Annotated in this window: 8 protein-coding genes; 7 read left to right on the top strand and 1 reads right to left on the bottom strand. The window is 42.6% G+C overall.

Annotated features, from left to right (window positions below; genetic code table 11):
• Positions 1-41 precede the first annotated feature (41 nt).
• The 6 genes from rexB (at position 42) to JNG37_RS00590 (ending at position 10794) form a co-directional block, all read left to right on the top strand.
• Positions 42-3308 carry an ATP-dependent nuclease subunit B gene (rexB, locus tag JNG37_RS00615; protein WP_158454633.1) on the top strand — a complete coding sequence of 1089 codons (3267 nt, stop codon included), beginning with the start codon at positions 42-44 and terminating at the stop codon, positions 3306-3308.
• Positions 3308-6955 (top strand): helicase-exonuclease AddAB subunit AddA, encoded by a 3648-nt coding sequence (gene addA / locus JNG37_RS00610; RefSeq protein ID WP_187321589.1) that lies wholly within the window; start codon positions 3308-3310, stop codon positions 6953-6955. Before rexB ends, addA begins: the two co-directional genes overlap by 1 nt.
• Before the next feature lie 11 nt (positions 6956-6966).
• Entirely contained in the window at positions 6967-7380 is a 414-nt protein-coding gene (gene ndk / locus JNG37_RS00605) for a nucleoside-diphosphate kinase (protein WP_158454637.1), read from the top strand.
• 95 nt (positions 7381-7475) lie between these two features.
• The gene (gene lepA / locus JNG37_RS00600; protein ID WP_158454639.1) at positions 7476-9308 is read left to right on the top strand and encodes a translation elongation factor 4; all 1833 of its coding nucleotides are present in this window, start codon (positions 7476-7478) and stop codon (positions 9306-9308) included.
• Between the two features lie 567 nt (positions 9309-9875).
• Positions 9876-10280 (top strand): hypothetical protein, encoded by a 405-nt coding sequence (locus JNG37_RS00595; protein ID WP_158454641.1) that lies wholly within the window; start codon positions 9876-9878, stop codon positions 10278-10280.
• A gap of 19 nt (positions 10281-10299) precedes the next feature.
• On the top strand, positions 10300-10794 hold the full coding sequence (locus JNG37_RS00590; protein WP_158454643.1) for a YkgJ family cysteine cluster protein: 495 nt from the start codon (positions 10300-10302) through the stop codon (positions 10792-10794).
• Positions 10795-10841: 47 nt separating this feature from the next.
• On the opposite strand, the gene JNG37_RS00585 is transcribed toward JNG37_RS00590, so the two are convergent.
• Positions 10842-11771, bottom strand: a complete 930-nt coding sequence (locus JNG37_RS00585) for a hypothetical protein (protein WP_158454645.1) — start codon at positions 11769-11771, stop codon at positions 10842-10844.
• A 99-nt stretch (positions 11772-11870) separates the two neighbouring features.
• Between JNG37_RS00585 and JNG37_RS00580 the strand changes: the two genes are divergently transcribed.
• Entirely contained in the window at positions 11871-12146 is a 276-nt protein-coding gene (locus JNG37_RS00580) for a zinc ribbon domain-containing protein (protein WP_158454647.1), read from the top strand.
• Positions 12147-12185 lie beyond the last annotated feature (39 nt).

Below are 12185 nucleotides of genomic sequence, written 5' to 3'. Positions count from 1 at the left end.
TCTGATATAATAGAAGAAAGATAATGTAAAGAGAGTAAGATATGAAATTAGTATATACAGGTATTCGACAGAACCTGACAGCTTTATTGGTAGATGAGGCAAAAGGCTTTGCAGATAAGGGTTATCGGGTTTTCTACATAGCTCCTAACTCTCTGTCTTTCGAGAAGGAGCGGGCTGTTTTATCCCATCTGGAAGAGGGAGCATCGTTTGCTATTATGGTGACGCGTTTTGCCCAGCTGGCGCGTTATTTGGTTATCAATGATAGCGAGGAGAGGCACAGCATTGATGACCTGGGACTAGCCATGGTATTCTTTCGTGTCTTGTCACAGTTTCAAGAAGGGGAACTAAAGGTTTATGGTCGGCTGCAGAAGGATTTTGGTTTCGTTCAACAGCTGGTCACTTTATACAAAGAGTTGCAACGGGCAAATATGTCCATTTTAGACTTGGAGGCAATGGGATCTCCAGACAAGCAGGCAGACTTGGTAAAGATTTTCCTATCTGTGACTGAAATTTTGTCCAAAGAAGGGTATGAACACCAGACAAGGTTGGCACAGTTGAGAGAAGTCATCGAGTCTGGACAATTGGACCAGCAGTTGAAAGACATGGTTTTGATTGTCGATGGTTTTTCACGTTTTTCCGCAGAAGAAGAAGCTTTTGTGGCAGCCTTAAACAGTCGAGTAGCAGAAATACTAATCGGCGCCTATGCCAGCAAGAAAGCTGTAAATGCGACCTATATAGAAGGTAATGTTTATCAAGCTAACGTTGACTTTTTGCGCCAGTTATCAGCCCAATTCCAGACAAAGATTTCATATATTGGTTTAGAACCTGAACTGGACAGTCTTGGTAAATTTTCAAAGAATATGGAGTCGATTTATGATTATAGCGGAACCTTACTTGAGTTGACTCCAGCAGACCAAGAAAAAATCCAACTATGGGAAGTCGTCAACCAAAAAGAAGAAGTTGAGCAGGTTGCGACTGCAATTCGTCAGCATGTGCATCAAGGGGCTCGCTATAAAGACATCTTGTTGCTCTTGGGTGATGTAGATAGCTACAAGTTGCAGATTGGCAAGATTTTTGACAAGTATGAGATTCCTTACTATTTCGGTAAGGCAGAGGAGATGAGTCATCATCCCCTGGTCCATTTTGTGGAGTCCTTGGAGCGCTTGCGCCGCTATCGTTTCCGAGCGGAAGACTTGCTCAATCTCCTCAAATCTGGTTTGTACGCCAGCATTTCCCAAAAGGAGCTGGACCTATTTGAGTCTTACATCCTTTTTGCGGATATGAAGGGGCAGGCTGCTTTTTCGAGGGCTTTTTCGGTCAATGGCAGAGCGGATTACGATGTTGAGACTGTCAAGGAGAAGCGACTTGTCTATGATTTGACTGTCTTGGAACCCCTGCGTTCCAAGGTGATGGAGCCTCTTCTTAGTTTGTTTAAGGTAGGTCCCCAATCAGGTGCCAGCTTGCTAGAAAAATTCACAGCATTTTTGGAGGCAATTGAGTTTCCAAAGAATATGGAAAAAATGTCTCGAAATTTGAGCGAAGTAGAGCAAGAAAAAGAAGAGCAGGTCTGGAAAAGTTTCTGTCAGGTGCTAGAGACTTTTCACCAACTCTTTGCCCAAGAAAAGTTAAGCTTGGACGATTTTTTAGCCCTTCTTCAAGCAGGCATGCAGTCCAGTCACTATCGTACTGTTCCTGCAACGGTTGATGTGGTCAATGTCAAATCCTATGATTTGATCGAGCCACACACTGCTAAGTATGTTTATGCTATCGGAATGGGCCAGTCCAATTTTCCAAAAGTTGCCAAGAATACCAGTCTTTTGACAGAAGAAGAGATGGAAAAAGTCAATCTTGTCTCGGCTAGTTCTTCACGTTTTGATTTGGTCAGTCGAGAGAATATCAAGAAGAACCATGCAGCCATGATGTCTCTGCTGAATGCTGCGACGGAACAGTTAGTCATTTCGACTCCTCAGATTTATAACGAGGGTGAAGATAGTCTCTCCCCTTATATCAAGATTCTTCAAAAAATGGGGCTGAAATCCGAAGAACGTGGAAGGATGAAAACACTTAGTCCGCAAGACATCGGTCACTACAAGAGTCTTTTATCCCGTTTGATTGAGTCGGAAAGACCTTCTCTTGATAATGAAGAATGGGAAGGGCAGACGGCCTTCTGGACAGTATTGGTTCGCCATTTGAAAAAGAAATTGGAGTCGCAAGGCATTGAAATTCCGACCATTACTGGCGAAATTACTTCTAAACAGCTTGCAGCTGATACCTTGGCTGCTTTATATCCAGAGGATAAGCCGCTCAATCTTTCTGCATCCAGCTTGACCAATTTCTACAATAACCAATATCTTTACTTTGTCCGCAATGTTCTGCGATTGCGGGAGCAAGAATCCATCCATCCTACTGCCTTTCAGCATGGTTTGTTCTTGCATCGGATTTTTGAACGAGTGGTCATGGATCAATCTGAGCTAGATTTTGATCAAAAAGTGGACAAGGCTATCCTGCATACGCGTGACGAGGCAGAATTTGCTATGTTTTATAACCAAGATGCGGATGCTCGCTATACGGAGGAGGTGCTGGATAAGATTGCTCGTTCCAGTGCAACCATTTTGCGTGATAATGATTTGGTTGAAATTGATGGTCAGGAAAAGAGTTTTCGTCAGGATAAGGCGCTGGTTTTTGACCTTCAAAATGGCAAGAGTGTGCATGTAAATGGTACAATTGACCGCTTGGATACCTTACAAATCAATCAGGCTGTCGGTGTTGTGGATTACAAGTCCAGCGACCAATCTTTTTCAGTTGGGGATTTTTACAATGGTCTCAAACCTCAGTTGGTGACCTACCTGGCAGCCTTACAAGAGCTGGATGAAACCAGGGATAAACCAGTTTTTGGGGCTATGTATTTGCATTTGCAGGACCCGATTATCAAGTTAAAAGATACGAAGAATTTAGAACAGCTAGAAGGAGCTGCCAATACGAGCTTGGTTTACAAGGGGCTTTTCTTGAAGGAGGGAAGTCTAGGTCTCAATCATTTTTATCAGACTCGTAACCAACTTTACACGGAAGAAGAGTTTGCGGTTTTATTGAACCACAACCAAGAACTCTACAAACAAGCTGCCAAGGACATCCTGGATGGTCGCTTTGCTATTAACCCTTATACCAAAGATGGTCGTTCGGTGGCAGGTGAGCAGTTGAAGGCAATCACTGGTTTTGAGGCGGATCGGCACATGGGCATGGCACGGCGGTTGGTCAAAGAGGCCAAGCGTCAAGATTGGATGGAACGAATGAAAGGAGGTCAGGACTAATGGCTTTTGAACAATTTTTAAGCGCGGAAGAAATCAAGGCTGTGCAGCTGGCGGAAGCTAATTCTGATAAGCAACAAAAACGCACACCTGAGCAGATTGAAGCCATCTACACGCACGGTCAGAATGTTCTGGTCTCTGCATCGGCTGGGTCAGGAAAGACCTTCGTTATGGTTCAACGGATTTTGGATAAGTTGAAGCGTGGTGTGGGAATCGACCAGCTCTTTATCTCGACCTTTACAGTCAAAGCGGCTGGTGAGTTGAAGGGGCGGATCGAGAAAAATCTCAATGAAACCATTGCGGAGACGACCGATATGGAATTGCGTCGGCATTTGTCGGACCAGTTGGCGGATTTGACCAAGGCGGATATTGGGACCATGGACTCCTTTACGCAGAAATTGGTCACAACCTACGGTTATAGCCTTGGTATTTCTCCGCAGTTTCGGATTTTACAGGATGAGACTGAAAAAGCGAGTCTGAAAAAAGAGGTTTTCGATCAGCTTTTTGCAGATTATCTTGAAGAGGATGAAAGTGGTGCATTCCGCAAACTGGTTCGCAATTTTTCGGGCAACCGTAAGGATAACAGTGGTTTTCGTCAGGTTGTTTATCAGGTGCATGATTTTAGTCAATCGACGAGCAGTCCAACTAAATGGCTGAAAGAGCAGGCTGTTCAAGCTGATTTGTACAGTCAGGAGCGTATAGAGCAGATCTTAGAGCAAGGCTTTAAGGAAAAAGTGTTAGACAAGCTCTATCAAGCTGCAGATTTCTTTCGCTACCATGTGGAATGGGGTAGAAATGACTTTGGTTCCGCCAAGTATTTTGCCAATGTGGAAGAAGTCTTGGATTTGTTGACAGGTTTAGATAGTCTTGACCAGAAGGACTTGATGGAGCGGGTTGAAAAAGTCCTTCTCATCAATGACCAGTCCAGAGGCAAGGGCCTGACCAATGCCAATCGACCAAAAGATGAGCATTTGATAGCCTTTAAAGAAGAATACAATGCTGGCAAGAGCCAGATTATCTCAGGACTTAGAGATTTGGGGCAGGAAGTTTATGAATTGACCCTTCTGAAAGATTATCAGGTTCAAGCTTTGCCACTGCTTACATTACTACGTGATTTTGTCCTAGACTTTTCGCAGGCTTATCTGGATGTCAAAATCAAGGAAGCAGCTTTTGAATTTGGCGATATTGGGCATTTCGCTATTCGTATTTTAGAAGAAAATGCGGACATCCGCCAGTTTTTCCAAGAAAAATACCACGAAGTCATGGTGGACGAGTACCAGGATAACAACCATAGCCAAGAGCGAATGCTGGACCTGCTGTCTAACGGTCACAACCGCTTTATGGTGGGCGACATTAAGCAGTCCATCTATCGATTCCGTCAGGCGGATCCGATGATTTTCCAAGAGAAATTTGAACTGTATCAGGCAAATCCTCAGGCTGGGAAATTGATTTTGCTCAAGGAAAATTTCCGTAGTCAGATTGAGGTCTTGGAGGCAACAAATGCTATTTTCACGCGCCTGATGGACCGTCAAGTAGGGGAAATCAAGTATGATGACACCCACAGTCTAGTGGCTGGTAGTCCTGGTCAAAAAATTGCCCAGCCCAAGCATGAGATGGAATACTTGATTTACGACCAGCAGGAGAGCGCACCTTCTTCAACGGATGTTGAGGAGGAAACACCTCTGACTGCTGGTGAAATTGAAGTCGTTGCAAAAGAGATTATTCGTCTTCACAATGAAGAAGGAGCAAACTTCAAGGACATCACTCTTTTGGTGCAAAAACGGACGCACAATGACCTCATTATGTCCATTTTTGAAAAACATGGGATTCCTATTGTGGCAGATGGCGGAGCAGCCTCCTATCTGCAATCTTTAGAAGTCATGATTATGCTGGATACCTTGCGGGTTATCAATAATCCACTCAATGACTATGCCTTGGTTGCACTGCTTAAATCGCCTATGTTCCGATTCGATGAGGATGAGCTGACACGGATTTCCTTGCAGGTTGGGACAGGTTTCTTTTACCAGAAAATGGAAGTAGCCCAACAAGCAAGTGGGCAACATCCTGAACTTATGTCAGGAGAGTTGAAGAAGAAAATCAAGGATTTCTTGTCTATTTTGGAAAACTGGCGTGCCTATGCCAAACTGCATTCTATTTATGACCTGATCTGGAAGATTTTCAATGAAAAATTCTACTATGACTATGTCGGTGCTCTTCCAAATGGCAGCAAGCGTCAGGCTAATCTATATGCACTAGGTCTGCGTGCCAACCAGTTTGAAAAAACAGGCTATAAGGGCTTGTCCCGCTTCATTGCCATGATTGACCGTGCCTTAGCAAATGATAAGGATTTGGCAGATGTACAAGAGTTTCTACCGCAAAATGCTGTACAGCTTATGACTATCCACAAGTCAAAAGGTTTGGAGTTCAAGTATGTCTTCCTCATGAACATCGATAAGCGATTCAACTTGGAAGACCATTACCAGTCAGTCATCATCAGCCGGAAAAATGGTCTAGGTATCCAATATTTAGCGGATATGAAAGATAAGGTAAATAGCCCATTACCTCAGGTACGAGTCTTAATGAACACCCTGCCTTATCAAAAGAATCTCCAAGAGCTAAAAATCGCTAATCTTTCAGAACAAATGCGGTTGCTTTATGTTGCACTAACGCGTGCTGAGAAGAAGCTGTATCTGGTTGGAAAGGGCAATGCTGACAAGTTAGCTGAAAAATACGATGGCAAGAAGGAAGATGGGGTACTTGCCCAATCAACTCGTGAAAGTATGGCGACCTTCCAAGACTGGATTCTAGCCATTGATGAGGCTTTTTCAGGAGAAGACTTGCACTTCAAGAAAGTCTTTGTGACGGATGAGGATTTGACAGAGGAGAAGATTGGTAAACTCACATTGAGGAGTAAGCTAGAAGACGCCAGTCTTAAAGATATTCGTCAATCAGAAGACATTACCCAGGCCTTGGACCAATTATCTTCTGTCCAAGAGTTGAATACCCGCTATAAGGCTGCTATTGAATTACCAAGTTTACGCACTCCAAGTCAAATCAAGAAACTCTATGAGCCTGTCTTGGAACAAGAAGGCATGGAAGTTATGGAAAAATACCAGCCAAAACGAACCTTCAACTTGCCAGATTTCTCCAAGAAGCCAAAAATTACTGGAGCCCAAGTCGGTTCAGCAGTCCATGAACTCATGCAACGTTTGGACTTGTCGTGGTTGGTGACAGAAGATACGGTAAGAGAAGCCCTAGAAGCTGTTCATGCTGAGCAAGCGGTTAAAGATAAAATCAATGTTCAGATGATTTTAGAGTTCTTTGATACAGACTTAGGAAGAGAAATTCTAGCCAATACGGACAAACTTCATCGAGAAGCACCGTTTGCAAGTTTGCAGACAGATCCTTTATCACAGGAACAATTTGTCCTTCGTGGGATTATCGATGGCTACTTACTGTACGAGGATCACATCGTTCTGTTTGACTATAAGACAGACCAGTATGATCAGCCGAGTCTTTTACGGAAACGCTATTACTCACAGATGCAACTCTATGCGGAGGCATTAAAAAAAGCCTACAAGATAGAGCGAGTTGACTGTCATTTGATTTTGTTGGGTGGAGAAACCATTCAAGTTGTTCATGTTTTTTAAAGGGGGAAAAGATGGAACGGACTTTTTTTATCATAAAGCCTGATGCAGTTGCGCGTGGCTTAGTTGGTCAGGTGATTGAACGAATCGAGCGACGTGGCTTTAAACTAGAAGCCCTTAGCATGATGACTGCCAGTCCAGAGTTGATTGCGCAGCATTACGAGCATTTGGCAGACAAGCCATTCTTTCCGCTTTTGGTTCAGTATATGACAAGTGGACCTGTGATTGCAGGAATTCTAACTGGACCAGAGGTTATCAAATCTTGGCGAGATATGATGGGTGCAACCAATCCCCATCAAGCCTTGCCAGGAACTATTCGTGGAGATTTTGCGACAGCACCGGTTGATGGCATTGTTGCCAATGTCGTTCACGGCTCCGATAGTGCAGAAGCGGCCGAACGTGAGATTGGTCTTTGGTTGGGGAAATAGCAGAGCAGACACCTAGTTTTCTAGGTGTTTTTCTTATGGCAAGTTCTTGGTATTTCTGATATAATAAAGAGTAATACCCTTGTAGAGGAAGAAACATGAATTTAGAAGATTTGAAAAAACGACAGGAGAAAATTCGTAATTTCTCCATCATTGCCCACATTGACCATGGTAAATCAACCTTGGCTGACCGTATTCTTGAGAAGACAGAAACAGTTTCCAGCCGTGAAATGCAAGCTCAGTTGCTGGATAGTATGGATTTGGAGCGTGAGCGTGGTATCACTATTAAACTGAATGCTATCGAACTCAACTATACAGCTAAAGATGGAGAGACTTATATTTTCCACTTGATTGACACACCAGGACACGTGGACTTTACCTATGAAGTATCACGTTCTCTTGCGGCCTGTGAGGGTGCGATTCTAGTGGTGGATGCTGCTCAGGGGATTGAAGCACAGACCTTGGCCAACGTTTATCTGGCCCTTGACAATGACTTAGAAATCTTGCCTATCATTAACAAGATTGACCTACCAGCAGCAGACCCAGAGCGTGTTCGTCAGGAAATCGAAGATGTGATTGGTTTGGATGCATCAGAAGCAGTGCCAACATCAGCTAAGGCAGGTATTGGTATCGAGGAAATCTTGGAACAGATCGTGGAGAAGGTCCCAGCACCGACTGGCGATGTCGAAGCTCCATTACAAGCCTTGATTTTTGACTCTGTCTATGATCCTTATCGTGGGGTTATCCTCCAAGTCCGTATCGTCAATGGTGTCGTGAAACCTGGCGATACCATTCAAATGATGAGCAATGGCAAGACCTTCGATGTAACAGAGGTCGGAATTTTTACGCCAAAAGCTATTGGCCGTGATTTCCTAGCAGTTGGAGATGTTGGCTATATCGCAGCTTCCATCAAGACCGTTGCAGATACCCGTGTCGGTGATACAGTGACCTTGGCGGAAAATCCTGCTAGCGAGCCACTCGCAGGCTACAAACAGATGAACCCAATGGTCTTTGCGGGTATCTATCCAATTGATTCCAACAAGTACAATGACCTCCGTGAAGCCTTGGAAAAGCTCCAGCTCAACGATGCCAGCTTGCAGTTCGAACCTGAAACATCGCAGGCCCTCGGCTTTGGTTTCCGTTGTGGATTCTTGGGCCTCTTGCACATGGATGTTATTCAAGAACGGATTGAGCGCGAATTTAACATTGACCTCATCATGACAGCACCGTCGGTGGTTTACCATGTCAACATGACGGACGGTGAAATGATTGATGTAGCCAACCCGTCCGAATTCCCAGACCCAACCAAAATTGCCAATATCGAAGAGCCTTACGTTAAAGCACAAATCATGGTACCGCAGGAGTATGTCGGTGCGGTCATGGAATTGGCTCAGCGGAAACGTGGTGACTTTGTGACTATGGATTATATTGATGATAACCGTGTCAATGTTATCTACCAAATTCCACTTGCGGAGATTGTCTTTGACTTCTTTGACAAGCTTAAGTCATCTACTCGTGGTTATGCCAGCTTCGACTATGAGATTTCGGAATACCGTTCATCCAAGTTGGTGAAAATGGATATTCTCCTCAATGGTGATAAGGTCGATGCTCTCAGCTTTATCGTCCACAAAGAATTTGCCTATGAACGTGGGAAAATTATCGTAGACAAACTCAAGAAAATCATTCCTCGTCAACAGTTTGAAGTGCCAATCCAAGCTGCTATCGGTCAGAAAATCGTTGCCCGTAGCGACATCAAGGCCCTTCGCAAAAACGTTTTGGCCAAGTGTTATGGTGGTGACGTTTCCCGTAAACGCAAACTCCTAGAAAAACAAAAAGCTGGTAAGAAACGAATGAAGGCAATCGGATCGGTAGAAGTACCACAAGAAGCTTTCCTCAGTGTCCTCAGCATGGATGAAGATGATAAAAAATAAAGAAGTGAATTAAGGTCCAGTGGAGTGAAACAGTCTAGGAATAGACTGTTTCAGCCCGAGCCTGGAAATGCATGAGCTTGAAAAACGGAAAGCGAATTAAGGTCCAGTGGACCTTTTTATCATGTTTTTATTACAATCTAGAAGAGCCTTTCTAAATTGTGATGCAAATCGAATGTCTGATATGTTCACTTAATTAAAAGTTGAATAAAAGCAAGGAGTTTACGAACAAAAAACATTTATAACATGGTAAACAAAGTTTTTTGCTAATTTTAAATTTTAGAATATAGGATAATAAAGTTTTTTACTAATTTTTAAATTTATAATATAGGAAATAAACTAGTTTTGCTTGTTTTAATTTTTTAAAATACCTTCTCTGAGATAATTTTCAGATTTAAAAATATAAAATTAGTCACAGAAAAACAGTTACTTACTTTCAAGAAAAGAAATGACATGCAATACTTCCATTTTCAATCGATCATATGATAAACTAGTATATAGTAAGCAGGCAGTCTTGACTGCTCTGCTATTTTTAAAATAAACCGAAAAGAAAATGGTGCGAAGAAGAAGATGCTTAGTTCGAAAGACCGTCAGTTATTGAATCAAAAATTAAGCCAGGTACAGCAGACAATAGTAGCAAATGCTCAATACCAGGCAACAGTAACCCAGCATGAGGCCAACAAAAATCGAATCAATGATATTTTGATTGCTATGATTCAAGAAGAAGATCCGGAAAGGATTGAGCTGTTGGCTCAACTGTTGAAGAAGCAGACCGAACAGGCGCAGGCATTTGTCGATGACTGGAATCGGCAGGTGGCAAGAGATGAGAGAAGTTTGAAGTTGAAAACACTTGGCTTGTTGACCTTTTTATCACTTATCCTCCTCCCTCTCTTTCCGATTGTACCTATCGGCATGGTTCTTTATTTGATTATTTGGTTGCTGTATGCCTATATTATCAAGGCCAATCGCTACTAAACTATGCTATACTAGTCCTATGAAACAAGAAATTGATTTAGAAAAATACCATCAGCTTGCCTTGCAAAAACAAGCTGAACATCGTAAATTTTTGGCTTCCTTGAAGAAGAAACCACCGAAAAATTTGGACAAAATTGTGCAGCAAGTTCATACGGAAGTGTTTAATGAAATTGACTGTACTGCCTGTGCCAATTGCTGTAAGACCTTAGGTCCTCTTTTTACGGAGGCGGATATTACACGAATTGCCAAGTATTTTAAGATGCGACTACCTGCTTTTGAGGAAATGTACTTGAGGGTCGATGAAGACAATGACAAGGTTTTTAAATCGATGCCCTGTCCATTTTTAGGTGGCGATAATCTCTGTTCAATTTATGATGTACGTCCTAAGGCCTGTCGAGAATTTCCTCATACGGACCGCAAAAAGATCTACCAGATCAACCATCTGACGATGAAGAACACGCTCACTTGTCCTGCAGCCTATCTCTTTGTTGAGAAATTGAAGACTCGAGTATAAAAATAACCTCTTGCTATCCGTTACGGATGCTGCAAGAGGCTTTTTTCTTATTTTCCAAAAGAATAGATGCGCAAAAGAGCTTTCTTCTTTTGGTCTTCAATGATGGATTGGAAGTGGTGAAAATTAGCATGAAACTGTTCTTGGAAATTGGTTGGAATCCCTTTATTGAAGGACATGGAGTGCAAAAATATTGGATGATTTCCTTTTTTATAGAGTTCCCCTTGAAAGAAGTAGGAGCCAGTTTTTTTATCGACCGAAACGAGGGAAGAACGCCAGCGTCCTTTACGGGTATGACGAGGTCTCCAACGAATTTTCAATTGCTTTTTGTAAAAATACCAGCCCATGATGTCAATGGTGACAGTTGTTTGTTTATCAGGATCCAAGTAGTCAACCGGAACCTTGTATACATTGCCCCTTTGAGATTGGATGAAGGGATGAAAATCCGTTAAATGCTTATATTCCTTATCGGATACAATGTCCATCTTGGGTTCTGATGGATGGCGATTCTCCTGTCGAACGGTTGAGCGAAAAGGGTCATAGGTCTGATTGGCAAGGCGAATTCGTTCTTCCTCAGCCTCCAAGTTCGCCAATTCATAAGCTGTTTTGGGGCTTTGTTTCAGAAAAGACAAGACCTGATCAGACTTTTGATATGTTTGAAAAACTTCTTTTAATTGCAGCGGTTTATCTGTTGTTTGCTGCTTGTCTCGAGGAGCTTGGAGGATAAGAATTTGATGTAGACAATCTAGTGGGATGGCCCCTAACTCCAAAAGAAGTTCTTCCAATGAAAAAATACTAGCCTTTTTAAAGGACTGGGTTCGACCATTATCTGCCAAATGATTGACCAATTGTAATTGGTTGTCATCTTGGAAGAGAACAAGGTATCCAGACTCTTGGTGGTTCAGTTGGATGACGGGAATGGAATAATAATGGTGGTAGGGTTTTAAGTGGAGTAAATCTCCGAGCTGTGTTGAATTCATAGCCTTTATTATATCATAGAGACTGGATTTCTTACGGCAAACTTCTTGCAGATTTTTTGGAAAATGCTATACTAGACCAATAGCCAAAAGGAGATAGTTATGGAAAAATTTTGTCAATCCTGTGCCATGCCCCTCAATCTACACGGCCAAGATGTGAGAGGAACTGAGGCAGATGGAAGTCAGTCTACAAGCTATTGTTCTTATTGTTATGCCAAGGGGGCTTTTTTGGAGCCTGATATCAGTTTTGAACAGATGGTTGCTAAAGGAAAAAATGCGATTTCAAACGGTCAAGGAAATGGTTTTGTAAAATTCTTGATGAAAGCTTCTTACCCATTTATGCTGAAAAAAGCCAAACGTTGGCAGGTTCAAAAATAAAGGGATGTAGATGAGTTGGGACAGTCTTCCCTGCTCATT

This window comes from Streptococcus suis (genome assembly GCF_016775005.1).
Classification (GTDB): Bacteria; Bacillota; Bacilli; order Lactobacillales; family Streptococcaceae; genus Streptococcus; species Streptococcus suivaginalis.
Note: the sequence above shows the minus strand (reverse complement) of the source record. Positions and strands in the feature narration are given on the sequence as shown.

Coding starts and splice junctions, on each gene's coding strand:
- ndk (WP_158454637.1), top strand. CDS start 6,967: ATGGAACGGACTTTTTTTATCATAAAGCCTGATGCAGTTGCGCGTGGC.
- JNG37_RS00580 (WP_158454647.1), top strand. CDS start 11,871: ATGGAAAAATTTTGTCAATCCTGTGCCATGCCCCTCAATCTACACGGC.
- JNG37_RS00585 (WP_158454645.1), bottom strand. CDS start 11,771: ATGAATTCAACACAGCTCGGAGATTTACTCCACTTAAAACCCTACCAC.
- lepA (WP_158454639.1), top strand. CDS start 7,476: ATGAATTTAGAAGATTTGAAAAAACGACAGGAGAAAATTCGTAATTTC.
- JNG37_RS00595 (WP_158454641.1), top strand. CDS start 9,876: ATGCTTAGTTCGAAAGACCGTCAGTTATTGAATCAAAAATTAAGCCAG.
- rexB (WP_158454633.1), top strand. CDS start 42: ATGAAATTAGTATATACAGGTATTCGACAGAACCTGACAGCTTTATTG.
- addA (WP_187321589.1), top strand. CDS start 3,308: ATGGCTTTTGAACAATTTTTAAGCGCGGAAGAAATCAAGGCTGTGCAG.
- JNG37_RS00590 (WP_158454643.1), top strand. CDS start 10,300: ATGAAACAAGAAATTGATTTAGAAAAATACCATCAGCTTGCCTTGCAA.